Source organism: Novosphingobium sp. NBM11 (genome assembly GCF_015390225.1).
Taxonomy (GTDB): Bacteria; Pseudomonadota; Alphaproteobacteria; order Sphingomonadales; family Sphingomonadaceae; genus Novosphingobium.
In genome coordinates, this window is record NZ_VUOG01000001.1 from 3201855 (window position 1) to 3228303 (window position 26449).

23 protein-coding genes and 2 tRNA genes are annotated in these 26449 nt (G+C 65.1%); 11 read left to right on the forward strand and 14 right to left on the reverse strand.

The features are described from left to right. Positions 1 to 10 precede the first annotated feature (10 nt). From F1640_RS15680 to F1640_RS15710, 7 genes are all read right to left on the reverse strand, one after another. Positions 11 to 1453: an efflux transporter outer membrane subunit gene (locus F1640_RS15680; RefSeq protein ID WP_194920009.1), complete on the reverse strand. Its 1443-nt coding sequence runs from the start codon at positions 1451 to 1453 to the stop codon at positions 11 to 13. Next, positions 1450 to 4626: an efflux RND transporter permease subunit gene (locus F1640_RS15685; RefSeq protein WP_194920011.1), complete on the reverse strand. Its 3177-nt coding sequence runs from the start codon at positions 4624 to 4626 to the stop codon at positions 1450 to 1452. Before F1640_RS15685 ends, F1640_RS15680 begins: the two co-directional genes overlap by 4 nt. After that, positions 4623 to 7781: an efflux RND transporter permease subunit gene (locus F1640_RS15690; protein ID WP_194920012.1), complete on the reverse strand. Its 3159-nt coding sequence runs from the start codon at positions 7779 to 7781 to the stop codon at positions 4623 to 4625. Before F1640_RS15690 ends, F1640_RS15685 begins: the two co-directional genes overlap by 4 nt. Further along, positions 7781 to 9046 carry an efflux RND transporter periplasmic adaptor subunit gene (locus F1640_RS15695; RefSeq protein ID WP_194920013.1) on the reverse strand — a complete coding sequence of 422 codons (1266 nt, stop codon included), beginning with the start codon at positions 9044 to 9046 and terminating at the stop codon, positions 7781 to 7783. The genes F1640_RS15690 and F1640_RS15695 overlap by 1 nt, the downstream gene beginning before the upstream one ends. A gap of 217 nt (positions 9047 to 9263) precedes the next feature. Beyond that, positions 9264 to 9761, reverse strand: coding sequence for a MucR family transcriptional regulator (locus F1640_RS15700; protein ID WP_206694696.1), 498 nt, complete (start codon positions 9759 to 9761; stop codon positions 9264 to 9266). A gap of 242 nt (positions 9762 to 10003) precedes the next feature. After that, on the reverse strand, positions 10004 to 10321 hold the full coding sequence (locus tag F1640_RS15705; protein ID WP_125954894.1) for a DUF1905 domain-containing protein: 318 nt from the start codon (positions 10319 to 10321) through the stop codon (positions 10004 to 10006). Continuing rightward, complete coding sequence (locus F1640_RS15710; RefSeq protein WP_194920014.1) at positions 10318 to 11262, reverse strand: peptidylprolyl isomerase; 945 nt, start codon at positions 11260 to 11262, stop codon at positions 10318 to 10320. Before F1640_RS15710 ends, F1640_RS15705 begins: the two co-directional genes overlap by 4 nt. A gap of 75 nt (positions 11263 to 11337) precedes the next feature. Between F1640_RS15710 and F1640_RS15715 the strand changes: the two genes are divergently transcribed. From F1640_RS15715 to F1640_RS15755, 9 genes are all read left to right on the forward strand, one after another. After that, positions 11338 to 11428, forward strand: a tRNA-Ser gene (locus tag F1640_RS15715). Positions 11429 to 11874: 446 nt separating this feature from the next. Beyond that, the gene (locus F1640_RS15720; protein WP_255530383.1) at positions 11875 to 13557 is read left to right on the forward strand and encodes a chemotaxis protein CheA; all 1683 of its coding nucleotides are present in this window, start codon (positions 11875 to 11877) and stop codon (positions 13555 to 13557) included. 157 nt (positions 13558 to 13714) lie between these two features. Next, positions 13715 to 14425 (forward strand): protein-glutamate O-methyltransferase CheR, encoded by a 711-nt coding sequence (locus F1640_RS15725; RefSeq protein ID WP_309229278.1) that lies wholly within the window; start codon positions 13715 to 13717, stop codon positions 14423 to 14425. Further along, entirely contained in the window at positions 14422 to 15468 is a 1047-nt protein-coding gene (gene cheB, locus F1640_RS15730; protein ID WP_194920015.1) for a chemotaxis-specific protein-glutamate methyltransferase CheB, read from the forward strand. Before F1640_RS15725 ends, cheB begins: the two co-directional genes overlap by 4 nt. A gap of 1 nt (position 15469) precedes the next feature. Next, positions 15470 to 16021, forward strand: coding sequence for a chemotaxis protein CheD (locus F1640_RS15735; protein ID WP_194920016.1), 552 nt, complete (start codon positions 15470 to 15472; stop codon positions 16019 to 16021). A 35-nt stretch (positions 16022 to 16056) separates the two neighbouring features. Further along, positions 16057 to 16428 carry a response regulator gene (locus F1640_RS15740; protein WP_125954917.1) on the forward strand — a complete coding sequence of 124 codons (372 nt, stop codon included), beginning with the start codon at positions 16057 to 16059 and terminating at the stop codon, positions 16426 to 16428. Between the two features lie 22 nt (positions 16429 to 16450). Next, positions 16451 to 16894, forward strand: a complete 444-nt coding sequence (locus F1640_RS15745; protein WP_124809310.1) for a chemotaxis protein CheW — start codon at positions 16451 to 16453, stop codon at positions 16892 to 16894. Between the two features lie 16 nt (positions 16895 to 16910). Beyond that, on the forward strand, positions 16911 to 17165 hold the full coding sequence (locus F1640_RS15750; RefSeq protein ID WP_124809279.1) for a hypothetical protein: 255 nt from the start codon (positions 16911 to 16913) through the stop codon (positions 17163 to 17165). Positions 17166 to 17324: 159 nt separating this feature from the next. Continuing rightward, the gene (locus tag F1640_RS15755) at positions 17325 to 17996 is read left to right on the forward strand and encodes a glutathione S-transferase family protein (RefSeq protein ID WP_124809280.1); all 672 of its coding nucleotides are present in this window, start codon (positions 17325 to 17327) and stop codon (positions 17994 to 17996) included. 31 nt (positions 17997 to 18027) lie between these two features. Here F1640_RS15755 and F1640_RS15760 read toward each other — a convergent pair whose 3' ends face one another. Next, the gene (locus F1640_RS15760; protein WP_194920017.1) at positions 18028 to 18990 is read right to left on the reverse strand and encodes a complex I NDUFA9 subunit family protein; all 963 of its coding nucleotides are present in this window, start codon (positions 18988 to 18990) and stop codon (positions 18028 to 18030) included. Between the two features lie 204 nt (positions 18991 to 19194). Here F1640_RS15760 and F1640_RS15765 point away from each other — a divergent pair. Both F1640_RS15765 and F1640_RS15770 read left to right on the forward strand, forming a co-directional pair. After that, positions 19195 to 19281 (forward strand) — tRNA-Leu (locus F1640_RS15765). 166 nt (positions 19282 to 19447) lie between these two features. Beyond that, on the forward strand, positions 19448 to 20671 hold the full coding sequence (locus tag F1640_RS15770) for an integrase arm-type DNA-binding domain-containing protein (protein ID WP_194920018.1): 1224 nt from the start codon (positions 19448 to 19450) through the stop codon (positions 20669 to 20671). A gap of 255 nt (positions 20672 to 20926) precedes the next feature. Here the strand turns inward: F1640_RS15770 and istB are convergent, their stop codons facing one another. The 6 genes from istB to F1640_RS15800 all read right to left on the reverse strand — a co-directional run bounded on the left by istB (position 20927) and on the right by F1640_RS15800 (position 26390). Further along, the gene (gene istB / locus F1640_RS15775) at positions 20927 to 21706 is read right to left on the reverse strand and encodes an IS21-like element helper ATPase IstB (RefSeq protein ID WP_194918758.1); all 780 of its coding nucleotides are present in this window, start codon (positions 21704 to 21706) and stop codon (positions 20927 to 20929) included. Beyond that, a complete protein-coding gene (istA, locus tag F1640_RS15780) occupies positions 21696 to 23222 on the reverse strand; it encodes an IS21 family transposase (RefSeq protein ID WP_194918756.1) in 1527 nt (508 codons plus the stop codon). The genes istB and istA overlap by 11 nt, the downstream gene beginning before the upstream one ends. A 272-nt stretch (positions 23223 to 23494) precedes the next feature. Continuing rightward, the gene (locus F1640_RS15785) at positions 23495 to 23812 is read right to left on the reverse strand and encodes a DNA-binding transcriptional regulator (protein WP_194920019.1); all 318 of its coding nucleotides are present in this window, start codon (positions 23810 to 23812) and stop codon (positions 23495 to 23497) included. After that, on the reverse strand, positions 23796 to 24197 hold the full coding sequence (locus tag F1640_RS15790) for a type II toxin-antitoxin system RelE/ParE family toxin (protein WP_194920021.1): 402 nt from the start codon (positions 24195 to 24197) through the stop codon (positions 23796 to 23798). Before F1640_RS15790 ends, F1640_RS15785 begins: the two co-directional genes overlap by 17 nt. Next, complete coding sequence (locus F1640_RS15795; RefSeq protein WP_194920022.1) at positions 24187 to 25428, reverse strand: site-specific integrase; 1242 nt, start codon at positions 25426 to 25428, stop codon at positions 24187 to 24189. Before F1640_RS15795 ends, F1640_RS15790 begins: the two co-directional genes overlap by 11 nt. Then, the gene (locus tag F1640_RS15800; protein WP_194920024.1) at positions 25425 to 26390 is read right to left on the reverse strand and encodes a site-specific integrase; all 966 of its coding nucleotides are present in this window, start codon (positions 26388 to 26390) and stop codon (positions 25425 to 25427) included. Before F1640_RS15800 ends, F1640_RS15795 begins: the two co-directional genes overlap by 4 nt. Positions 26391 to 26449 lie beyond the last annotated feature (59 nt).

Here is a 26449-nt window from a genome sequence, read left to right on the forward strand (position 1 = left end):
CCTTAGCGTGTCAGGGCGCGTCGTTCCATCGTCCGCCGATGGCCTGGACAAGCGCGATCGCGGCGGTCTGCTGGTCGACCGTGGCCTGGATCTGCGTCTGCCGGGCGCTGAGCGAGGAGGTTTCCGCGACGATCACCTGGGCATAGTCCACCGTGCCGCTGCGGTACTGGTTGGTGACGATCGCTTCCGCCTTGGTCGCGGATTCGCTCGCTTCGGCGCGGCTGCGCGTGACCTCCGCCAGGAAGCGCGTGGCGGCGAGGTTGTCCTCCACCTGCTGGAACGCGGTCAGTACCGTCTGGCGGTATTGCGCGGCGGTCTGTTCGTATTGCGCGCGCGCTTGCACCACCTGCCCGTGGCGCGCGCCGAAATCGAGCAGCGTCATCGCGCCGCTGAGCCCCAGCGACCACAGGCTTGTCGCCGCGGTGAACAGCTGGCCCAGCGAACTGCCGTTGGTGCCGGCGCTGCCCGAAAGCGAGATTTGCGGGAAATAGGCGGCGCGCTGGATACCCACATTGGCGTTGGCAGCCGCGACACGGCGTTCGGCGGCGGCCACGTCGGGCCGGCGTTGCAGCAGCGCGCCGGGCAGCACACCGGGCACGGCGGGCACCACCGGGCGCCAGTCCGCTTTTGCGATGGCGAACGTCGAGGGATTCTCGCCGACGAGCACGGCCACGGCGTGTTCCAGCACCGCGCGTTGCCGGCCGAGATCCTGCCGCGAGGCAACCGCGTTGCTGAGCGTGGTCTGCGCCTGATAGACGTCCGACCGGGCAACGGTGCCGGCATTGTACTTGTTCGTGGCGATGGACAGCGCGCGCTGGTAATCGCCGATCGTGCGGTCCAGCAGGTCGATCTGCGCATCGATCCCGCGCAACTGGATATAGTTGGTGGCAAGCTCCCCCTGCGCCGAAAGCGTGGCGTTGGCGAGATCGCCCGCGCTGGCCTCGGCATTCGCCCTGGCCTGCGTTACCGCGTTGCCGAGCCGGCCCCAGAGATCGGGTTCCCAGCTTGCCCCGATGCTCAGTGCGTAGCGCGATGTCGTCGTGGTGCTGGAAATGCCATTGGCCGTGGTGGTGGTGCCGCCGTTGGCGCCGGTGATCTTCTGGCCGGCGAAGGTTTCCGAATGGGTGCCGCTGGCCGACGCGGTCAGGCTGGGGAACAGGCCCGATCGCTGGACTTGCACCAGCGCCCGCGCGGCATCATAGGCTGCGCGCGAAGCGGCGACGTTCTGGTTGGTGACGCTGACCTTGCGTTCCAGCCCATCCAGCACCGGATCGGCGAACAAGGCCCACCAGTCGCCGCGCGCAGCCGCGTCGGACGGGGTGGCGGGCGCCCATTGCGGGTCTTCCTTGAACGAGGCGGGGATCGCCACCGTCGTTGGGGGGCGATAGGTCGGGGCCATGTTGCACCCGGCAAGCAGCAGCGCGGGAAAGGTGGCGAGGATGGCGCGGTTCATGCCGGGGCTCCGGTGGAAAGCGAAAGGGCGGGCGCGGGCTTGCGGCGGCGGAAGCGATCGAGCGCGAGATACACGACCGGGGTGGTCAACAGCGTGAGCACCTGGCTGGCGACCAGTCCGCCGAAGATGGCTACGCCCAGCGGCCGGCGCAGTTCCGCGCCATCGCCGAAGCCGATCGCCAGCGGCAGCGCGCCGAGCGCGGCGGCGAGCGTGGTCATCAGGATCGGGCGGAAGCGCAGGATGCACGCCTCGCGCACGGCCTGGGTCGGCGTCAGGCCATGGTTGCGTTCGGCCTCCAGCGCGAAATCGATGATCATGATCGCGTTCTTCTTCACGATGCCGATCAGCAGGATGATGCCGATCAGGGCGATCAGGTCGAATTCGCCGCCCGTGGCGATCAGCGCGATCATCGCGCCGACCCCGGCCGAGGGCAGGGTGGACAGCGCGGTGAGCGGATGGATCGCGCTTTCGTAGAGGATGCCCAGCACGATGTAGATCGCCACCAGCGCGGCCAGGATCAGCAGCGGCATCGATGATGTCGATTGTGCGAAGACCTTGGCGGTGCCGCCGAATTCGCCGTGGACGGTGGCGGGCAGGGCGAGCGAGGCCTGCACTTGCGCGATCATCTGCGCCGTCATGCCCAGCGAGACGCCACGCGGCAGGTTGAACGAGATCGTCGCGGACGGTTCGCCGTCCGAATGGCTGACCTGCGCGTTGGTCGATCCGGTGGACCAGCGCGCGATCGCCGAAAGCGGCGCCATGGTGCGGGCGGATGTGCTGACGGCGGTGCCGGAGGCGGTCGCCGAACCGCCCGATCCGGTGCCGCCGGTTCCGGCGGCGGCCGTAGCGGCTCCGGGCGCGGTGCCGGCGGGTAGGTAGATATTGGCCAGTGCATCGGGCGAACCGTTGAACTGGCGCGCTGCTTCCATCACCACATGGTACTGGTTGAGCCCGGAATAGATATTCGCCACCTGGCGCTGGCCGAACGCGTCATAGAGCGTGGCATCCACGGTCTGCATCAGGATGCCCAGCCGCGCGGCGGCATCGCGGTCCACCTCGACGAAGGCGTTGGCGCCGGCATCCTGCTGGTCGATATCGACATCGGTGATGAGGTCCGGATGGGTCTTGAGCGCATCGACCAGCTTCTGCCCGGCCGCCTTCAGGGTATCGGGGCTGTCCGCCTTCAGCACGTATTGATAGGTGCTGTTGGTCTGCCGGCCGCCCGCCTGGAGATCCTGCACGGGATTGAGGAACAGGCTGACGCCGCGCACGCGGCCGAGCTTGGGGCGCAACCGGGCGATCACCTCCTGCGCCGGCGGGCGCTGGCTGCGCGGTTTGAGCGTGGCGAACAGGAAACCGCCACCCGCGCGCGATCCGCCGGCAAAGGCGACCACCGTGGCTACCGCCGGGTCGCTTTTCACGATCCGGGTGATCCGCGTCATCTTGTCCTGCAGGTCGGTGAACGAAATGCTCTGGTCGGCGCGCACGCCGCCCATCAGACCGCCGGTATCCTGTTGCGGGAAGAAACCCTTGGGCGAAACGCCGATGAGATAAATGTTGAGCACCACCGTGCCGAGCAGGATCAGCAGCACGATCCCGCGATGCGCCAGCGCCCAGTCCAGGTTGCGCGTATAGCGCGCCTGCGCCCAGTCGAACGCGTGGCGGGCGGTGCGCATGACCCGGCTTTCGCGCTCTTCGTTGCGGAGCAGCCGGGCCGCCAGCATCGGCGTGGTGGTCAACGAGACGATCAGACTGATGCCGACAGCGACCGACATCGTCAGTGCAAATTCGCGGAACAGACGGCCGACCAGGCCGCCCATGAAGATCAGCGGCACGAACACCGCGATCAGGCTGACCGAGATCGAGATCACGGTGAAACCCACCTCGCGCGCGCCCTTCAGCGCGGCTTCCATCGGCTTCATGCCTTCCTCGATGTGGCGGCTGACGTTTTCCACCACCACGATCGCGTCATCGACGACGAAGCCCGTCGCCACGGTCAGCGCCATGAGCGAGAGGTTGTCGAGCGAAAAGCCGGCCAGATACATCACGCCCAGCGTGCCCAGCAGCGATGCGATGACCGCGGCCGCAGGGATCAGCGTGGCGCGCCAATTGCGCAGGAACAGGCTCACCACCAGCACCACCAGCAGGATCGAGATCAGCGACGTGATCTCCACCTCGTGCAGCGAGGCGCGGATCGTCAGCGTCCGGTCGGACGCGATCGACAGGTGGATATCCGGCGGCAGCGCGGCTTGCAGGGCCGGCAGTTGCGCCTTGAGTGCGTCCACCGTGGCGACGATGTTGGCGCCGGGCTGGCGGCTGACGAGGATCGGCACCGCGCGTTCGCCGTTGAACAGCCCCATCGTGCGGATGTCTTCGGGACCGTCGGAGACTTCTGCGATGTCGGCAAGGCGCACCGCCGCACCGTTGCGCCAGGCGATGATGGTGTTGCGGTAATCCGCGGCATAGCGGCCCGCTTTGTTGGAATAGACCTGCCAGCTGTAGGTGCCGGTATCCATCACGCCGCGCGGGCGGTTGGCGCTTTCGGACTGGAGCGCGGTGCGCACGTCTTCCAGCGCGATGCCGAAGCGCGATAGCGCCAGCGGGTTGACCTCCACCCGCACCGAAGGCAGCGCCGCGCCGCCCAGCTCCACGTTGCCCACGCCCTGCACCTGGAGCAGCTTCTGCTGCACCACCGTGGAAACCGCGTCGTAGATTTCCGAAGCGCTGCGCGTGGGCGAGGTGAGGGCGAGGATCAGCACCGGCGCTTCGGCGGGGTTCGCCTTGCGGTAGCTGGGATTGGTCTTGAGCGTGGCGGGCAGATCCGCTCGGGAGGCGTTGATCGCCGCCTGCACATCGCGCGCCGCCCCATCGATGTCGCGCGAAAGATCGAACTGGAGCACGATCTGCGACGATCCGACGCCGGAGCGGGATGTCATCTCGCTGACTCCCGCGATCGTGCCGAGGTGGCGTTCCAGCGGCGCGGCGACGCTGCCGGCCATGGTCGAGGGGCTGGCGCCGGGCAGGTTCGCCTGCACCATGATCGTCGGGAAATCGACCGCTGGCAGCGGCGCGACCGGCAGGCTGAAGAACGCGCCGATGCCCGCCAGCATCAGCCCGATCGTCAGCAGGATCGTGCCCACAGGCCGGCGAATGAAAGGCGCGGAAATGTTCATGCGGCCGGAGCCGTTCCTGCCGCCGATGCCGGCGCGGGGGCGCGGCGGGCTTCGCGGCGTTCGCGCCAGTCCTCCAGCGCCAGGAAGATGACCGGTGTGGTGAACAGCGTCAGCACCTGGCTGAAGATCAGTCCGCCGGCGATGGCGATGCCCAGCGGCTGGCGCAGTTCATGGCCCATGCCGCCGCCGAAGATCAGCGGGATCGCGGCGAACAGCGCGGCGAAGGTGGTCATCATGATCGGCCGGAAACGCAGATGCGCCGCCTGACGGATCGCTTCGCGGGCTTTGGCACCTTCGTGGCGCATCGCTTCCAGCGCGAAGTCGATCATCATGATCGCGTTCTTCTTCACGATGCCGATCAGCAGAACGATGCCGATGATGCCGATCACGCCCAGGCCCGAACCGGTCAACCACAGGCCCAGCAGCGCGCCAATGCCGGCGGAGGGCAGGGTGGAGAGAATGGTCACCGGGTGGACGAAGCTTTCGTAGAGCACGCCCAGCACGATATAGACTACCACGATCGCCGCGAGGATCAGCCACAGCTCGTTGCCGAGCGAGGATTTGAACGCGCTGGCCGCGCCGGAGAAGTTGGTCGACAGCGCGGGTGGCATGCCGATGGCCTGTTCGGTCCGTTCGATCGCCTGCACGGCCGAGCCCAGCGACACGCCAGGGGCAAGATCGAACCCGATCGTGGCAGCCGGGAACTGCGCCTCGCGCGCCACCACCAGCGGCGTAGCCTCGGTGCGGATCGTGGCGATGGTGGAGAGCGGAACGCTGGCGCCGCCAGCCAGCGGGATGCGCAGGGCGCCCAGCGCTTGCGGGTCGGCGATCGAGCCGGGCTGCGCTTCCAGAATCACGCGGTTCTGGCTGGACTGGGTGTAGATGGTCGAAACGATGCGCTGCCCGAAGGCGTCGTAAAGCGCGTTGTCGATGGTCAGCGCGCTGAGGCCGAGCCGTCCAGCGGTATCGCGGTTGATGTCCACCACCACGGCGCGCCCGTCCGCCAGCACGTTGGTGGTCACGTTGCGCAGATGGCTATCGGCCTTGAGCGCGGTGGCCAGCTTCGCGCCCCATTGATCGACCAGATCCTGATCGGCGCCCTGAACCGAAAAGCGATAGGCGTTGACGCCGGTCGTGGTGTCGATGGTCAGGTCCTGCACCGGGCGGAAATAGACGCGGACACCGGGAATATCGGCCACCGCTTTCTCCAGTCCGCCCAGCACCGTGTCGAGATCGCCGCGCTGCCCTTCGCCCTTCAGGTTCACCAACATCCGGCCCTGCGAGAGCGTGGCGTTCTGGCCATCGACGCCGATCGCGGAACTGAGGCTGCCCACGGCGGGATTGGCGAGCAGGGCTTGCGCCACTTGCTGCTGAAGCGCCGCCATGCGGGCATAGCTGACATCCTGCCCGGCCGATGTCGTCACCGCGATCTGCCCGGTGTCCTGTTCGGGAAACAGGTTCTTGGGAATGACCGCGAACAGCAGCCCGGTGGCCACCAGCGTTCCGGCGAAGACCACCATGGTCATCCGCCCGCGCGCCATGACCCAGTCGAGCGAGCTGGCATAGCGGTCGGCCAGCCGGTCGAACTGGCCACGCGTCCACGCGGTCACGCGGTATTCGCGTTCCTCGTGCTCCGGCCGCAGCCAGCGGGCCGAGAGCATGGGCACCAGCGTCAGCGCGACGACGGCGGAGATCAGGATGGTGACCGCGAGCGTCACTGCGAATTCTCGGAACAGGCGGCCGACCACGTCGCCCATGAACAGCAGCGGGATCAGCACCGCGATCAGGCTGACGGTGAGCGAGATGATGGTGAAGCCGATCTCGCTCGCGCCTTTCAGCGCGGCGTCGAACGGCTTCATCCCGTCCTCGATATGACGGGCGATGTTTTCCAGCACCACGATCGCATCGTCCACGACGAAGCCCGAGGCGATGGTCAGCGCCATCAGCGTGAGGTTGTTGATCGAGAAATCGAGGAAATACATCGCCGCGAACGCGCCCACGAGGGACAGCGGCACGGCGATGCTGGCGACGACGGTGGCGCGGACCGAACCCAGGAACAGGAAGATCACCAGCGTGACCAGCAGCACCGCCAGCACCAGTTCGAACTGCACGTCCGATACCGAGGCGCGGATGCCGGCGGTGCGATCGGTCAGCAGCGTGACATGGACGTCGGCCGGAAGCTGCGCTTCCAGTTCGGGCAGCGCGGCCTTGATTGCATCCACCGTGCCGATGACGTTGGCGCCGGGCTGGCGCTGCACGTCGATGACCACGGCGGGCGATCCGTTCATCCACGAGCCGAGGCGAACGTTCTCCGTCCCCTGGACCACCGTGGCGACATCGGACAGGCGCACCGGCGCGCCGCCGGCATAGGCGACGACAAGGTTGCGATAGCTGGCGGCATCGGCAAGCTGATCGTTGGCGTCGATCGTCCAGCTCTTGGTCGGGCCATCGAAGCTGCCCTTGGCGGCGTTGGCATTGGCGTTGCCGATCGCGCTGCGGATGGTTTCCAGCGAAAGCCCGCGCGCGGCGAGCGCGGGTACGTTGGCCTGGATGCGCACGGCGGGGCGCTGGCCGGCGGACATCGATACGAGGCCCACGCCCGAAACCTGCGCGATCTTGTTCGAAAATTGCCGCTCGACGATGCCCTGCACTTCGCCCAGGGGGCGCGTTTTCGACGTAATGCCCAGGCTGAGGATCGGCGCGTCGGCGGGATTGACCTTGGCATAGATCGGCGGGGCGGGCAGGTCGCTGGGCAGCAGTGTGTTGGCCGCGTTGATCGCCGCCTGCACTTCCTGTTCCGCCACGTCGAGCGACAGGTCGAGCCGGAACTGCATGGTGATGACCGAGGCGCCCGAGGACGAGGCCGAGGTCATGCGGGTGAGGCCCGGCATCTGCCCGAACTGGCGTTCCAGCGGCGAGGTGACGGTCAGCGCCATCACGTCGGGGCTGGCGCCGGGGTAAAGTGTGGACACCTGGATGGTCGGATAATCGACCTCCGGCAAGGCTGACAGCGGCAGCACGCGATAGGCGACCAAGCCTGCCAGCAGCACGGCGATCATCAGCAGCGTGGTGGCGACCGGGCGCAGGATGAACAGGCGGGAAGGGCCGCCGGGTTCGGCGGGCGCAGGCGCGTCGAGCGCGTCTTCGGACGCCATCAGTTCCCGCCGCTCTTGGCGGAAGCGCCGCGCTTGTTGCTGCCTGTCGCTCCGCCGCCGCCCTTGCCGGCTCCCGGCAGGCTCACGGCGGAGCCATCCTCCAGCCCGTCCGCGCCTTCGGTGACGACGGTGGTGCCGGCCGCAAGCCCCGACAGGATGGCGACGCGGTTGTTGGCGCTCGGGCCGATCTTCACCGGCGTCAGCTTCACTTTGCTGTCATGCTGGAGCGTGAACACGAAATCGCCCTGCGTGCCATGGCGCACGGCGCTTACCGGCACCGTCACGGCATCGTGCAGCGTCTGGACGAGCATCGCGATGTTGACGAAGCCGCCGGGGAACAGCGCGCTGCCGGGATTGTCGAACCGCGCCTTCGCCTTGACGGTGCCGGTGGAGGAATCGACCTGGTTGTCGAAGGTCAGGAACCGGCCGCTCGCGATCTTGCCGTTGCTGTTCTGGTCGCGCGCGTCGACGGGAAGGCCGGCGCCGCTGCCCGATGCCTGCCCGATCTGCGAGAGCTGTACTTGCGGCAGCGCAAAGCTGACGTCGATAGGATCGACCTGTGTCACCACCACGATGCCGTTGGTGTCCGAAGGCGTCAGATAATTGCCGATGTCCACCTGGCGGATGCCGGCGCGCCCCGTAATGGGGGACTTGATCGCGGTATAATCGAGGTTTAGCACCGCCGAACCGATCGCCGCGCGATCGGCTGCAACCGTGCCGGTCAACTGCCCCACCGTGGCGCGCTGGGTATCGACCTGCTGTCGTGCGATCGAATCCTGCTTGAGCAACGTTTCGTAGCGCGTCAGGTCCAGCCGGGCCGAGCGCAGTTGCGCCTCGTCCCGCGCCAGGTTGGCGCGCGCCTGGGCCAGTGCCAGCTGGTAGGGGCGCGGATCGATCTGGGCGAGCACCTGCCCCTGCCGCACGATCTGCCCTTCCTGGAAGAACAGCTTGAACAGCACGCCCGAAAGCTGCGGGCGCACCGTGGCGGTCACGATCGGCTGAACCGTGCCCAGCGCGGTGACGCTGACGGGCATGTCCTGCCGGGTCGCCTTTTCGACATTGACCGCCGCGGCGGGCCGTCCGCGCGATTCTCCGCCGCCGCGTTGGGAAAGCCAGCGTGCGCCCAAGCCGATCAGAACCAGACCTAGGATGACGGCACCGGCCATGAGCCATGTTTTCGTCCGGCTCGATCCGGCCGGGTGGGGCGACGGCGCGGACGCCGTTGCCTGATCGTCACGCGCAGATTTTTCTTCGACTGAAGTCATTCCAAACCGGTCCTGCCTCAATCTGCGCAAGACGGGTGTCCACGCCAGATTATCGACTCGATGGCCCCAACCGAGTTGCCGGTATGTCGGGGATCATCGGGCCGGCTGCAAGTCACAGAACGTCGCGAACCGGGTGCAAATGATTACAAGTCGTGACAGACATGGAGCATGGAACGGCCGTGCGCGCTTTTGATCGGGCGCACGGCTCTTGCAGGCTTCAGGCGCTTTCGGCAGCCGCTGCCTTGCGGGGTTTCCGGGCGCTTGCCGCCTTCTTCGCGGGCGCCGCCGGTTTGGTGGCGACGGGGTCCGCAGCCAGCTTGGCCGCCTTGGGCTTGCGACCCAGACCCAGCCGTTGCGCGACCGCGCGCCGCTGTTCCGAATAGCTCGGCGCCACCATCGGATAGTCCTTCGGCAGCTTGTAACGCTCACGGTATTCGTCTGGAGTAAGGCCGTGGCTGGTCAAGTGCCGCTTCAGGCTGCGATAAGGTTTCCCGTCGATCAGGCTGATCAGATGATCGCGCGACGCCGTGCTTTTGCGGACCGAGACGGCGGGCACGAATTCAGGTACTTCGGGAGCCGGCGCCTCGACCTTTCCGGCAAGTGCATTGCGCGTCGTTTCGATAAGCGATGCCAGCTCATTACTGGGGAGGCTGTTGTTGGCGACATAGGCACTTAACAGTTGCACCGTTAAAGCCGTCAGATCAGATTTATCCATTTCCTGCACCGCTTACCCCCTTTTTTGATCGGGCAATCTTCTCATTTGTGCTGAAATTGCCAGTCACGAAGACTTCATGCCCGGATTTTTCTATATCTGCGGGTTTACAGGCATACAATCAAAATGGTGATAATTCCCGGCCTGGGAATTGTGCCAGCTTGACACCATGTCTTCGTGCGCGGGGCGGGCGAATTCTGTGTGACACGTCCACTGTCACGGGATGGCCGGCAGCGCGGAAACGTTCAGAACTGAAGTTCCACGGTTACCGCGTCGCCTTCGGTCAGGCCTTCCGCGCGGCGGACTGCGGCCTTCACCGGCACGATCCAGCCTTGTTCCTTGCTGGGGAAGGCCGAGGTCTGCCATGCGCTGGCGCCAATCCGGATGCGAAGGCGGACGGACCCCCAGCCACGCCCCTTGCCCTGTTCGAGCCGGTCCATCAGCGCCGTGGCGGATAGCGCTTCGCCGACGCCGCCATCGATTGTCAGGAAATACCAGTTCGCGGCACTGGGGCCGGACCAGCGCCATAGCGGGGTTGTCAGGCGATATGTTTCGCCCTTCACTTCGCGCGCCGGACCGGGACGGGCAGGTTGCAGATGTCGATGCCGCCGGCCGGCCGGATATAAAACGGATCGCGCCGATTGGCGCGCGCGTCGGCATAGCGCCGGAAACTGTCGCTGATCGTGGCAAGATACTGGTAGGCGGGCAGGCCGGGCACGTCGGAGCCCTGGCGGATGGACAGGATCGGCGTACGCTCTGGGGCGGTCTTGTAAAAGCCGATCTCGCCGGTTCCCCTCGGCAGCGAAGACAGGTGCTCCATGCCATCGATGACGCGGCCGACCAGCGCGATGTTGCGATCAAGCTGGCGCGGGGCATGGCCGATCACGGCATAGAGTTCCGCGCCCGAACCGGTATCCGGCGGCATGTCGCGGCCTACGCCCACCATGCCATAGCAGTGGAGCGGCCACATGCGATCCTTGCCAAACCCAACCGGCCAGCCGGCGTCGATGCCCGTTCCCGGGGCGTAGGCATCCGGTTTCCGGCTGATCATTTCCGGGGCGGCGAACACTTTCGACGTGTAGTCTTCCTGCGGCACGCGGGCGAGGCCGGCGGGAAGCGGTTTCGCCCGTGTCTTGTCCTCCCCGTCGGGATCACCCCACTGGACCACATAGTTGTCCTGCACGCGGTTGATGCTGGTGCCATCCCACCAGTGCGCGGTGGCGAGCGTGCGGATATTGCCTATCCACCCTTGCGAGAACGGGGCGGGCAGCAACTGGATAACCACGCGGCGCGGGCTTCCCTGGATGTCCGGGGCAAGATCCATCACGATCAGGTCTGCGGGATCGATTCGTGTCCAGTCCGCATCCGGCGCCGCCGCGACGATTTCGGCGGGCGCCATGGCAGGCGGCCGGGCAGGAGCGGGGGTGGCGCCTCGCGCGGGCATACCAGCGAGCGAGACCAGCGAGATGATGGCGAGAAGGGCGCGGGCGGGCGAGTGCAACATTTGTCTCTTGTGGCAGGCATCCGCGCCTTGCGAAAGCCGCTTCATCCCGCTAGGGCGCGTGGCTCCAAGGCATGCGGAGCGGTGGCCGAGTGGTCGAAGGCGCTCGCCTGGAAAGTGAGTATACGTCAAAAGCGTATCGAGGGTTCGAATCCCTCCCGCTCCGCCACACTATATTTATTTTCTTTGATTGATTTCGGATTGGGCCGCCGGTTCCCATAACCGCTCCCCGATGGGCGCTGCGCTCGAGGCGAACGCCAGCGGCTGGATTCGCTCCATCGGCGCACACCTCAACATTTCTCAACGTGAGCGGGGCAGGCGTCCAGTATGCTAATCGGGCAGCCATGCCGCTGCCAGCCGTGGAAGCTGGAAACCCGCACACCGAACGCTGAGCGATCATGTCGCCGCGGCGCAGGGCGCCGGCGAGACGCCGGAAGATACCGCCTTGCTGGCCGAGCTGACGGCCGCGCAGGCCGCCAACGCCGGCGGCACGGCCGCTCCGGCTCCCGAACCGAAGGCCAAACCGGCCAAGGCCGCCAAGGACAAGCCCGCCCCGAACCCGTTGCGGAAGGGCAGGACGCGCCCAACGCGGAGCTCGACATCGATCTCGACGCTATGCTCGAAGAACTCGCCGGGGCAATGGGCGGATCGTCGCCCGAGGCTGAGAGCGAGGACGATGATGCCGAGGGGCGCTGGGAAATGCGCGTCCGGCCTCACGCCGGCGCGATGCGCAACGGCAGCGAACCGGTGCTGATGCTGCGCGAAGCCATCGAACTGGGTGGCCGCTGCGAGCTGTGCGATATCTCGGAAGTCCCGCCGCTCGACAAGATCGATCCGGAAACCGGCTATCTCGGCTGGCATTTCAGCTTTCCTACCGACGTTATCGAAACCGCCGTTCGCGACATCTTCGATTTCATCGGTGACGAATGCGATCTCGTGATCGGGCGGGGCCTTGCCATGCCGTCGGTGCAGTTGCCCGAGCCGAAGCCCGGCAACGGCGCGCCCGCTGCCCCTGCCCCGGCTTCGGCGGCGGTACGGGAACCACCGCGCCAGGCGCCTTCCGCCGCGCCGCCGGCAGCGCCGGCTGCTGCTGCGGCGGCGAACCAGACGATCCGCATCGAACTGGGCAAGCTGGATCGCCTGATCGACGCGGTCGGGGAACTGGTGATCGCGCAGGCGATGATGGCGCAACGCCTGGTCAGCGAAGGCGTGGCCGCGACCGAGGAGCTGACCATCCTCGAAAGCCTGACGCGCGACATCCAGGAAAGCGCGATGTCCATCCGCGCCCAGCCGATCGGTTCGGTGTTCAGCCGTGTCCCGCGCATCCTGCGCGAACTCACCCAGTCCACCGGCAAGCATGTGCGGCTGGACATGTCGGGCGAAAGCACGGAACTGGACAAGACCGTGATCGAGCGGCTGGGCGAACCGCTCACGCACCTGATCCGCAACGCGGTGGACCATGGCATCGAGGAAGCGGATCAGCGCGTCGCCGCCGGGAAATCCCCGGAAGGCACGCTGACGCTTTCGGCCGAACACCGTTCCAGCCGCATCGTGATCCGCATTTCGGACGACGGGCGCGGCATCGATCGGGAACGCGTGCTGGCCAAGGCGATCGAGAAGGGCCTCGTGCCCGCCGATGTCCAGCTGTCGAAGGAAGAAATCGACCAGTTGATCTTCGCACCCGGCTTTTCCACCGCGCAGACCATATCCAACATCTCCGGCCGTGGCGTGGGCATGGACGTGGTGCGCCAGAACGTGAAGGATCTGGGCGGCCGCATCACCATCGAATCCGAACCCGGCAAGGGCACGGCGTTCATCCTGACGATGCCGCTGACGCTGGCCATTTCCGATGGCATGGTCGTCAACGTGGGCGACCAGACGCTGGTCATTCCGCTGGCCAGCGTGGTCGAAAGCCTGCGTCCCGACATCGAGCAGGTGAAGGGCCTGGGCACGCAGCGCGCGATGATCAACGTGCGCGGACGGTTCATTCCGATCATTCCGCTGCACGCGTCCGTGGGCGCGGTGGGCGCCACCGAAGCGCCCGACCACGGCGTGCTGATCGTGGTGGAAACCGAAGGCGCCGGCCGCGCGGCGCTGCTGGTCGATGCTATCCGCGATCAGCGGCAGGTCGTGATCAAGAGCCTCGACACGCATTACCGGTCCGTCGAAGGCGTGGCCGGGGCAACGATCCTGGGCGACGGACGCGTGGCGCTGATCATCGACGTGGACGGCCTTGTCGCGCGCAGCCTGTCCGCCTGCGCCGCGCAGGCGCCGACGCAGGCGCAGGAGGCCGCATGAACATCGCCGCCGCGTTCGAGCCATCGATGCCCGGGATCAGCCCGGGCATCTACGACAACGACGATTTCACCGCCATCAGCGAGATCGCACACCGCGAGGCCGGGCTCGTCCTGCCGCCGGGCAAGGCCATGCTCGTCTATTCGCGCCTGGCCCCCTGGTGCGGGATTCCGGCTGCGCCACGTTCGGCTCCTATGTCATGCGCATCCGCGAGGACAACGAGGAACGGTCGCGCGCGATCTGCGCCCTCACCACGAACCACACGTTCTTCTACCGCGAAGCGCATCATTTCGAGCATTTTGCGCAGGAATTGCGGCCGGACTTCGTGAAGCGGCTGGAACGCGGCGGCAAGCTGCGCATCTGGTCCGCCGGCTGCTCCAGCGGCGAGGAAACGTGGTCGCTGCTGATGACCCTGCTCGGCCCCGAACGGAACGCCGGGCTGGCAATCGCCCAGCGCGACGTGCGGATGCTGTCCAGCGACATCGCGGTCCACGCGCTGCACAAGGCCAGTGCCGCCCGCTACCGCGCGGAGGATCTGAAGCCGGTGCCCGAACGCCTGCGCGAAGCCTGGTGCCGGATCGACGGCACAGATGCCACGATCGCGCCGGAAATGCAGGCCCTCGTCCGTTTCCGCTCGCTCAACCTGCAAGGCCCCTGGCCCATGCGCGGGGAGTTTGACGTCATCTTCTGCCGGAACGTCATGATCTATTTCGACACGCCCACCAAGGAACGGCTGGTGGCCCGCTTCGCACAGCAGCTGGCGCCGGGCGGGCATCTCTACATCGGCCACAGCGAGCGCGTGACCGGGCCGGCGCTGGAACACCTTACCAGCGTTGGGCCCACGATCTATCGCAAGGGAGACAGGCGATGAGCCAACGCCCGATCCGCGTGGTCGTCGTCGAGGATTCTCCGACCATGCGCGCTATCCTCCACACCCGCCTGTCCAGGGAGGGCGACATCGAGGTGGTCGCGTCTGCCGCGAACGCCGCCGAAGGCCGCCAGATGATCCGCGAGCTGGACCCCGACGTGGTCACGCTCGACGTGGAAATGCCCGGCATGAACGGCCTGGATTTCCTCGAGAAGATCATGAAGCTGCGCCCCACGCCCGTCATCATCGTCTCGGGCGCGACCCAGCAGGGCAACGAAACCACCGCCCGCGCGCTCACGCTGGGTGCGGTGGAGTGTTACGCCAAGAGCCAGATTTCGGGCACGCTGCCGCTCGACGATGGCGGAAAGCTGGCGCGCCTGGTCCGCGATGCCGCGAAAGTGCGCTTCGCGAACGACGCCGCGCCGGCCGCGCCGATCACCGCCGCGCCCCCTCCCCCGCCTCCGGCGGACAGAAAGGGGTCGCCCAAGGTCATCGTCATCGGCTCGTCCACCGGGGGCGTGGAAGCCCTGCACACGTTGCTTTCGGAGTTTCCGGCCGATTGCCCGCCCACGCTGGTGGTCCAGCACATCAACGAGCGGTTCACCGCCGCGGTGGCGCGCACGCTGGACGAAACCTGCGCCGCGAACGTGGTGCTGGCGCAACCCGATCTGCCGCTCCGACCAGGCCACATCTATTTCCCGCCGGACAACGATCGCCACCTTCTGGTCGGCGGCCCGCAAATTCTGCGCACCAAACTGCGCGGGGGCGATCGCATCTCCGGCCACCGGCCCAGCGTGGACGCCCTGTTTCAGTCGGCGGCGGACGTGGTGGGCAAGGACGCGACCGGCATCCTGCTGACCGGCATGGGGGCCGACGGCGCCAAGGGCCTGCTCTCCATGGCCCGCGCCGGCGCGCTGACGATCGCGCAGGATGAAGCAACCTGCGCGGTCTTCGGGATGCCCCGGGCCGCCATCGCGCTGGGCGCCGCCAGCATCGTCGCGCCGATCGACCAGATCGCCCGGCATACTTTCAGCAAGGTTGCCTGACATGTACCATCGACCTCTTGTTGTTTCCCATCCGCAGCGGCGAACGGTCATGCAGGGTCAGGCCTTCGCCAGCCACAGCGTGGACGAGGAATTCACCACCGTCCTTGGCAGTTGCGTGTCAACCTGCCTCTATGATCCGGAGGTGCGCGTGGGCGGCATGAACCACTTCCTGCTGGCCGAGCCGCCCAGTGCTAACCCGTCCGCGGCGATCGACGTTCACTACGGCGTCTATCTGATGGAAGTGCTGGTCAACGAGATGCTCGCCCGGGGCGCGCGGAAGCACCGGCTGAAGGCGCATCTTTACGGCGGCGCGAACGTGAACCGGACGATGATGAAGATCGGTTCGATCAATGCGGAGTTCGCCCGTGGTTTCCTGACCCGCGAAGGCATCGTGCTGATGCGCGAGGACCTGGGCGGCACGCAGGCGCGCCGCGTCGATTTCCGGCCGGCATCGGGGCAGGTCCGCTGCCGCTTGGTGGAGGAACGCCTTGCCCCGCCCGTTCAACCCACCACCCGCCCGCAAAAGGCGTCGGGCGACGTCGAACTGTTCTGACAGGAAACCCTTCTTACTCGAAAGCGAACCACGACATGACCAAATCCACCCGAATCCTGACCGTCGACGACAGCCCGAGCATGCGTGCCCTGCTCAACCACGCCCTTGCCTCGAACGGCTTCGACGTGGCGCAGGCCGAAGACGGCATGGCCGCGCTCGATTGGCTGGAAAGCAACGAAGTCGATGTCGTCATCACCGACATCAACATGCCCCGTCTGGACGGCTTTGGCCTGATCGAGCGCCTGCGCGAAGGCGAACGGCACCGCGATCGCCCGATCCTGGTGCTCACCACTGAAAGTTCGGACGAAAAGAAGGCGCGCGCCCGCGCCGCCGGCGCGACCGGGTGGATCGTGAAACCGTTCGATCCCGCCAAGCTCGTCGCGGCGGTCCGCCGTGTCACCCACTGATGGCTGGACGGGAGACAAGCCGATGATCCGCGAACTGATCACTTTCGAAGTCGAAGGCCAGGTCTTCGGGCTGGACATCATGTCCATCCGCGAGATCCGCGCCTGGTCACCCACCACGCGCCTGCCCCGCGTGCCTTCCTATGTCGCGGGCGTGGTCAACCTGCGTGGCACCGTGCTGCCCGTGGTCGATCTTGCCGCCCGCCTCGGCTGGAACCCGACCGAACCCACCCCCCGCCACGCGATCATCGTCACCCAGATGGATGCCCAGATCGGCGGATGGATCGTGGATGCCGTCAGCGACATCGTCACCGTGCCGGAAGAGGCGTTGCAGCCGCCCCCGCCCAGCACCGGCCACGACACGGTCATTCCGTTCCTCGAAGGGCTTGCCGCCATCGACGAACGCATGGTCATGGTTCTCAACCTCGCCGCGCTGAGCAACGAAGCCCAGCTCGCCGAAGCCGCCTGACGCATGGAGGATATCGATGAACCAGGAGGCAACCCACCGGCAGATCGCCATCGTCCTTGAGGAACTGTCGCAGGAAGTCGAAGCGCTCGGCGCGTCGCTCTGCCTCGATCCCGATATCGTCGTCCGCCACATGACCACCCTGCAGGCGATCGACATGATCGGCCAGAAACAGCGTTCGCTCGCCTCGCTGCTGACGGCCGATTGCCCGGCCGCCAGTATCGAGAAGATCGCCATCGACGCGCTGCGGGAAAGATTGCGCCTGTTCGGATAGCATCTCGACCTGCCCGGAGCGGGCAGCGCGCGCCGACGCGTCCGCCCGCTCCGACCGTCTGCCGCCCGTCTGCCTTCCCCCAGGCGGATGCGAAATTGTGGGGAACCCCGCCGATGGCGGCTGGACTTCGCCCGTGGCCCTGCGCCATGGAATGTCCCCATGTGGCAACTCTATCAGTTTCCCCTTTGCCCGTTCAGCCGCAAGGTTCGCCTGCTGCTTAGCGAAAAGGGTGTCGGCTATGAACTGTGGCGCGAAAATCCGTGGGAACAGCGCGACGAATTCACGCGCATGAACCCCGCCGGCCGCACGCCGGTGCTGCACAATCCGGAGCGCGAGATCACGCTGGTCGACAGCCGGGCGATCTGCGAATACTTCGAGGAAACGGTCGACAAGACGCCGATGATCAACGGCACCGCCGCCAACCGCGCCGAAATACGCCGGCTGGTGGCGCTATTCGACGAAAATTTCTTCGCCGACGTAACGCACCCGCTGATGGAAGAACGGATGCGCAAGCGGCTGATCTACCGCCAGCCGCCGGACAGCCGCCTGCTGCGTGAAGCGATGCGGCTGGCCAACGCCCATCTCGACTATATCGACTACCTGATCGACAACCGTCCCTGGCTGGCCGGCGCGACGATGAGCCTCGCCGACCTTGCCGCCGCCGCGCAGATTTCGGTGGCGGACTACCTCGGCGGCATCGACTGGTCACAGCACGAACAGGCGCGCGGCTGGTATTCGGTGTTCAAGAGCCGGCCCAGCTTCCGCCCGCTCCTGTCCGAACGCATGGACGTGATCCAGCCGCCCTCGCACTATGGCGACGTGAACGCCTGACCCCGGCGTTCACGCGCTGCCTTGGCAGGAATCAGGCCGCGCGGGGCTTTGAACCGAAACGGCCCTGCTTGCGGAAGCGAACCATCCACCGCTCCAGGAACAGCGCCAGCGGTCGCGGATGCACGCCCAAGTCGCGGATGCCCGGCACCGTTCCCGTCGCGGCACTACCCGCCTTGAGCAGCAACCACTGGTCCCGCGTCAGCGGTGCGCCGGGCAGCCAGCCGAAAGCCGCGATCAGGCCGGACACGCCATCGGGCAGATCGATGAACGTGCGCTCGCGCGCTTCCGCCCGGGCGATCCGGCGGTTGAGATCGCCCATCGTGATCACTTCGGGACCCGCCAGCTCATAGACCTTGCCCGCATGGGCTTCAGGATGCGCCAACGCGTTGCCGACCGCTTCGGCCGCGTCGTCCACGCTCAGCGGCTGCAACCGCGCATCCGGACCGAATACCGGCACCACCGGGAACGCCGCGATGATCCGCCCGAACATGGTGACGAACTGGTCATCGTCGCCAAACAGCACCGACGGGCGCAGGATCGTTGCGCCGGGGAACGCGGCGCGCACCGCCGCCTCGCCTTCGGCCTTGGTCCGCGCGTAGGCCACGGGCGACCCGGCGTCGGCGCCCAGCGCCGAGATATGCACGAACGCGCCCGCCCCGGCCTGCGCCGCCGCGGCGGCGATGCGCCCGGCGCCCTCGCCTTGAATCGCGTCGAGATCGCCCTTGAAGGCCCCGACCAGGTTCACGACCGCGTCCGCACCAAAGACGGCGGCGGCGACCGCATCAGGCTTGTTCACATCCACGCGCAGGAACTGCACCTGGCCAAGATTGCCCAGCGGCTTGAGATGAAACGCCTTTTCCGGATGCCGGCTGCAGATCCGCAGGCGCGCGCCGCGTGCCAGCAGTTCCTGCGCCAGATGCGTGCCGAAAAAGCCGCTGCCGCCGATCAACGTGACCAGCCTGCCTTCAAGATCGCGCGTCCTGCCCTTGCCCATATCCGTCAACCCGCCAGAAAATAGCCGTGCGCGGACCGGATTGCCCGCCGCGCGTGCGAAAGCCTTTGCACGCTGCAATGGCCAAATTCAATGGCCTAGAAAAAGAGTCGGCACCATTCGACACGTCGCGGTTGACACCCGCGAATCCATCCCGTATCGGCGCGCTCCTACCCGGCGATGAGCGTTCTGGCCCATCGCCTCCGTGCCCAGATGGCGGAATTGGTAGACGCACCGTCTTCAGGTGGCGGCGCTCGAAAGGGCGTGGAGGTTCGAGTCCTCTTCTGGGCACCATTTGTTCTTCTCGGAACATCCCAAAAAGTGTATTAAACCCGCAGAAATCCAAGGGAATTGGCCCTTGGATCGTGCCGGATCGTCCCGCCTTTTCTCGGGGGTTCCGCACATTTTTGCGGGCCTTTTGCGGGCCTTTGCGAAAACCACATTGGGAAAAGGCCCGCACATGCCTCTGACCGAAACTCGGCTTCGCGCACTCAAGCCAAAGGACAAACCGTACAAGGTCGCCGATGACCGCGGCTTGTATATCGAGGTCTCCCCATCGGGCGGCAAACTCTGGCGATTTCGCTATCGAATCGGCACCGTTGAGAAGAAGCTCTCAATCGGCTCCTATCCCGAAATCAATCTCAAAGACGCGCGCCAAGCGGCCTACGAGGCTCGCGTCAAAGTCGCGTCGGGCGGTGACCCGGCGATGGAGAAGCGCAAGCAGAAGATCCGTTCGGACTTCCTTTCCGCCCAGACATTCGAGGCTGTGGCACGCGAGTACATTGATGAGATGATGGTGCAGAACGGTCGGGCGGATGCGACCATCATCAAGGCCAACTTCTTCCTCGACCAGCTGACGGATGCCATCGGCAGCCGCCCGATCGACGAAATTGAGCCGTTCGAGGTGCTGGCTCCCCTCAAACGCCTCGAAGCGAAGGGCAAGCACGAGACCGCCAAAAAGACCCGGTCCTTTGCGAGCCGTGTATTTCGCTATGGGGTTGCCACGACGCGCTGCAAAGGCGACCCTACGACCATGCTCCGCGGGGCGCTGATCACGCCCAAGGCAAAACACTATGCAGCGATCCTTGAGCCAAAGGATCTTGGCGGGCTGCTGCGCGCAATCCAGGACTACACCGGCAACTTCATCACCCGGTACGCCCTGCTCATCGCACCCCATGTCTTTGTGCGCCCTGGCGAGCTACGGCATGCCGATTGGAAGGAGATCGATCTGGAAGAAGGCGTCTGGCGCATCCCAGAGGGCAAGATGAAGGCGCGCCGTCCTCATGCCGTGCCGTTGTCCACGCAGGTGGTCGGGTATCTCAAGGAACTTGCCGAGATGGTCGGTACCGAGGGCTATGTATTCCCCTCCGCCCGTGCTTCTGTTCGCCCGATGAGTGAGAACACCTTGAATGCCGCCTTCCGCCGGATGGGCTTCACAAAGGACGAGGTCACCGCTCATGGTCTACGGGCAACCGCTTCAACCATGCTGAACGAGAGCGGCCTCTGGAATCCGGACGCGATCGAACGAGGATTGGCCCATGGTGATAGCAACGCCGTTCGCGGCGTCTACCACCGTGGCAAGCACTGGGATGAACGTGTTCGCATGGCGCAGTGGTGGAGCGACTACCTCGATACGATCCGGGAGGGCGGTAAGGTCATAAATGTGGCGTTCGCCAAGGGATAAGCTCAGTTTGACGGAGCTCGGTTCCAAACAGGCAAGCGATATTGTGGTGGGTTTCGAATTCCTCACGCTGGCGAACAAAACAAAAACACGATAATCTTCCCCTGCATTCCGCGGAGGGCCGCATGTTCGATGAGCTATCCCGTATCATTCGTCAGTTGGACGGGCAGAAGTGTTGATTTCTGCTGAGAGTTGACCCGGGATTTTCATCGAGAAGTGACCCTGGTGGGTGTTATGTCCCGCGCTGCGGGGTTTGGGTCAAGCGGGTGATTTTTCCTTTCTGGATTTTGGGGCAGCGGTGCTGGCCTTGAAGCGGAAGCTATCGTTTCCGGTCTCGATGATGTGGCAGTGATGCGTGAGACGGTCGAGCAGAGCGGTGGTCATCTTGGCATCGCCGAACACGCCGGCCCACTCGGAGAAGGAGAGGTTTGTGGTGATGACCACGCTGGTGCGCTCGTAGAGTTTGCTGAGCAGGTGGAACAGCAGGGCGCCGCCTGATGGGCTGAACGGCAGATAGCCGAGCTCATCGAGGATGACGAGGTCGAGGCGGAGCAGGCGCTCGGCGAGTTGCCCGGCCTTGTTCATGGCCTTTTCCTGCTCGAGGGCGTTGACCAGATCGACCGTGGCGAAGAACCGGACCTTCTTGCGATGATGCTCAACGGCATGAACGCCGAGGGCGGTGGCGAGATGGCTTTTGCCGGTGCCAGGCCCGCCGATCAGCACGACGTTGTCGGCATTGTCCGTGAAGTCGCCGCGGTGGAGTTGGCGCACGAGCGCCTCGTTCACCTCGCTGGCGGCAAAGTCGAAGCCGGCCAGATCCTTGTAGGCCGGGAACCGGGCCGCCTTGATCTGGTAGGCGATCGACCTGACCTCGCGCTCGGCCACTTCGGCCTTGAGCAGCTGGGAGAGGATGGGCACGGCAGCATCGAAGGCCGGGGCCCCTTGCTCGGCGAGGTCGCCGGCAGCCTGGGCCATGCCGTACATCTTGAGGCCGCGCAGCATGACGACGACGGCGGCGCTGGCGGGATCATGACGCATGGCGCCACCTCCTGCCACGCAGGGCATCATAGCGGGCCACATTGGCCTTGGGCTCGCGGTGCAAGCTCAGGGCCTGTGGCGCGTCAATGGCGACCGGGTTGACCGGCTTGCCGTCGATCAGGCGATGCAACAGGTTCAGCACATGGGTCTTGGTCGGCAGCCCGGCTTCCAGCGCCAACTCGACCGCGTACAGCACGGCCTGTTCGTCATGATGCAGGACCAGGGAGAGGATATCCACCATCTCCCGGTCGCCGCCGGGCCGCTTGAGCAGGCCGGCCTGGAGACGCCGGAAGGGCCCGGGCATCTCGAGGAAGGGAGCGCCATTGCGCAAGGCACCGGGCTTGCGCTGGATGACTGCCAGGTAATGCCGCCAGTCGTAGATCGTCCGCCCCGGGTGATCATGGGAGCGCTCGATGATCCGGGCGTGCTCGCACAGGATCTGCCCTTCGGCGACGATGACGATCCGCTCCGGGTAGGCCCGCAAGCTCACCCGCTGGTTGGCGAACGATGCCGGCACGCTGTAGCGGATGCGTTCGAACGTCACCAGGCAGGTCGGCGATACCCGCTTGGCATGCTCGACGAAGCCGTCGAAGGGCCGGCCCAGCGGCATCAGGCAGCCCACTTCGGCGGCATGCACGTCGGCAATGGTGCCGGGCAGCACACCATGCTGGATCTGCGGCCATTGCGCGATGCACTGAACCTCGAGCCAGGCATTGAGCGCCGCCAGATCGGGGAAGCTGGGCATCGGCTGCCACAGCCGGTGCCGGGCATCCTGGACGTTCTTCTCGACCTGCCCTTTCTCCCAACCCGAGGCCGGATTACAGAACTCCGCCTCGAACAGATAGTGGCTGACCATCGCCGCGAACCGGGCGTTGACCTGCCGGGCCTTGCCCGAACCGATCCGGTCGACCGCAGTCTTCATGTTGTCGAAAATCCCGCGCTGGGGAATGCCACCCAGAACCCTGAAGGCCTGCGTCAACGCATCGAACAACATCTCGTGGGTCTGGAGCAGGTAGGCCCTGACGACGAATGCCCGGCTGTGCGACAGCTTGGTGTGGGCCACCTGCAGCTTGACCACCTTGCCGCCAAGCAGTGCGTAATCCTCGCTCCAGTCGAACTGGAACGCCTCGCCGGGCTGGAACGCCAGCGGCACGAACGTTCCCCGCCCACTGGTCTGCTGATCGCGTTGCCGCTCGAGCTTCCACTCCCGGACAAAGGCCGCGACACGGCCATAGGAACCGGTGAAGCCAAGCACCGTCAGGTCCGCATAAAGCTGCTTCGCCGTCCGCTTCTGCTTGCGCGACTTGCCCGCCTCAACCCGCAGCCACGCCGTCAACTTCTCGGCAAACGGGTCCAGCTTGCTCGGCCGCTCCGGAACCCTGAACTGCGGCACCAAAGTCTCGGCGCGCAGGTACTTGCGGATCGTGTTGCGCGACAATCCCGTCCGCCGCTCAATCTCCCGGATCGGCAGCTCTTCGCGAAAATGCCAACGGCGGATCACACTCAAAAGGTCCATGTCGATCACTCCTCGTTCCCCCGACCTGTCAGCCAGGGGGAAGGTCAAAACATGGGTCACTTCTCAGTGGAAATTTACGCCCCTCCCGGGTCAACTCTCAGCAGAAATCAACAGCCAGTGGGTCAAATTGCGACTTGTCCTACCATGGGCAAATCGGTAGGGAAACCACGGCAAATCGACCTGACAGGCCCAAATGGGCCTGTCAGGTCGATCGGCGCGGAACGCGCCGAAATGCTACCAGGAGGATTCAACGGGATCGGTAACGCGAGTTCTCAGGCGACTGCGTCGAGACCCTTACGTTGGATGATCGAAAGTAGTCGCAGCGCGGGACCCCCCGGCCTCTTTTTCCCTCGCTCCCAATCGGAAACAAGGTTCTTGGATACATTGAGATAGCGCGCAAAGACTGGCTGCGAGACGTGCTGCGCTTCACGGATCGCTTTGATTTCTTCGGCTGCGAGCGGCACCGCAGGAGCAAGGCAAGCCTCGTCGAATTCCCGCAAAGTCTGCTTGTCGATGGCGCCAGCCTCATGGAGCCCTTCCATCATCTCATGGACGGCTGCTAGCGCCTCGCTCTTATAGGTCTTGGGCATCGTCATTCACCTCGAACAATCTTCCTTCACGCACTTCGGTATCGATCTGCGCCTGCGTCAGGCCGAGCATAATTCCGGCGGCCCGCTTGTAGGTCCGTAATTCAATCGCGTTGAGGTTGGCTTTGCCGCTTTTGGCGAAGCCAAATGCGAACACCGCCCTATCCTCGTGACGAAAGAAGACCAGCGTGCGGTAACCGCCCGATTTTCCTTCTCCTTGGCGCGCGACACGCTGCTTGATGAGGCCGCCGCCAAGATCGGCGTCGATAAGGCCTTGTTCTGCCTGAACGATGGCCGCAACAAGTGTCGCGTCGCTGATGCCAGCCCGGATCGCGAATTTGGCGAACCAGCGGCTTTTGTAGATGCGGGTTCGTTGCTTACCGGGCATGAATGAGGCTCTCACTATCACACCTTGTGTGACTATTCAATGTGCTGTCATTGCACATAGCTTCGGCGATGAGATTGCCGATCCGCTCGGCGGCATCGAGCAATGGAGTATCGTCCAGATGCGCGTACCGCGATGTCGATTGCAGTCGGGCATGGCCGAGCAACTTGCTGATCATCGGCAGGGTTTCCGACCGAGCGGCGGCATGGCTGGCAAAGCTGTGGCGCAGATCGTGCAACCGGACGCCAAGCAACCCGGCCTCGGCCTTTACTTCAGCCCAGAAGCCTTCGATGTCGCGCACAGGCCGCTTGGTGCATTTGTTCCAGAAAACGGGGTCAGCTGGCCCTCGCCTTTCAAGTGTCGAGAGCAGCATACGGGCTTCCTCGCCCAGCCAGACTGTCCGAGGTCCGGTTTTGCTGTCGTGAAGCAGGAGCCGGTTCCCTTTGACTTCTCCCCACGTCAACTCTGTAATCTCGGATCGGCGGCAACCGGTCAGAAGCAACATGTAGATGATGATCGCCCGTAATGGGTCGGTTTTCCGTCTGGCGTCGAGCACTTTGCCGAGACGGGCAACCTCTTGATCAGACAGGAAACGCTCACACTTTCTGCGCTTGTTTGCCCGAATGAAGGTGCACGGGTTGCTGCCTTCCGGTCGATAGCCCCAGCGTTCTGCATGGTTGAGCATAGATCGCAAGATTTCGAAGCAGCGATTGCCCGCGCCTGGTCCGCCGATGTCCGTCACTCGGTTGAACCACGCCAGCACATCGGCCTGATCGATCTCGTCGACGAATTTGCCGACAAAGGCGTTATCGAGGTAGCGGCGGCGATAGTGGGTCTGAGTGTCGAGGGTCCGTGCCTTCCACTTCGGTGAGGCCCGCTGCCAGTAGAGATCCAGAAAGTCGGCGTAGCTGGGCGTCTTGCGCGTGCGGATACGCTCGCTCGCCGGGTTTTCGCCAACCTGTGCACGCAGCAACACGCGCCGCGCGACCTTGAGCGCCTCATGCTTGGACAGTACTTTTGTGCTCCCCAGCGTTACAGTTCGTGTGACGCCGTTCATTAGGGCCTGCACAATGTAAACGCTGCGCCCGGTGCTGTAAAAGCGGATGCCAAAACCCGGGAGGCGCTTGGACCATTCGGTTCGACGAGGACGTCCCCTGACGGCGGAGCCCTTCGCGAACTCGCGGACGGTTGCAAGCTCTTCCGCGACAATCTTCGCCAGTGTAAGCCGGGTCATGCCGCGAGCCCCAGGCAACGCGCCAATGAGCCGGATACTCGACGCGCAGCATCGGATATCGCTTCGTCGGCAAGATGAGCATAGCGCTCGGTAGTCTCGGCAAGCGCGTGACCGAGTAGCTTGCCAATTACGACTAACGAAATGCCATCCGCGATGGCAATGGAAGCAAAGCTATGGCGCAGATCATGCAGGCGAACGTCCGGCAATGCCGCATGACTTCTGATCGCGGCCCAGGCAGCGTTGAGATTGATCCCGGCACCAGATCTTTGCGCCGGGAAAACCAGCCCGGCTTCACAGCGGTCGGGAATCGCGTCGATCACGGCCAGCGCTTGCGTGTTGAGATAGATGATCTTCGGCCCCGTCTTGCTGTCGGGGAGCATGAGACGAGGCGGCTGAATCCATTCCCATCGCAAAGTCTCAATCTCACCTCGTCTCGCGCCGGTATAGATGATGAGCCGAATCGCCTGCACGGCAATCGGGAAAATCTCCTCATGCGCCCTCAGGCTGCCGGCAAGCCGCACGAATTCTCGGGCACTGAGGAAGCGCTCCACCGCCTTGCGCTTGTATCGAGGTGTCCCCTTACAAGGATTCGAACCGCGCGGTCGCAGCCCAAGCTGTTCAGCGTAGCCCATCATCACCGACATGATTGGAATGGTTCTGTTAAATGCACCTCCCCTCTCCACGCAGCTATCCCGCCACCGGAGAATATCGGCGCGCCGGATGGCATCTACTCGCTGGCTCCCGAACTCGGAAACGAGCTCCCTGAAGATTGCGCGATAGTTGCCCCTCCTGGTCGAAGGCTTCCAGTGGCGCGAATAATCATTCCAAAACAACGGCGCATAGTCTTTGAAGCGAATGGCGCCCGGAGACTTTTGAGCCGACTTTGGTGCCGCAGGCAGCCCATCAAGCGCAGCTTTTGCAAGTTCCGCCCGTGCGGCGGCACGAGCCTGATCGGCGGTCATGTCGCCGGGGTGCCCCAGTGTGATCCGCTTTTGCTTGCCCCGCTGGCGCAACTGCACAA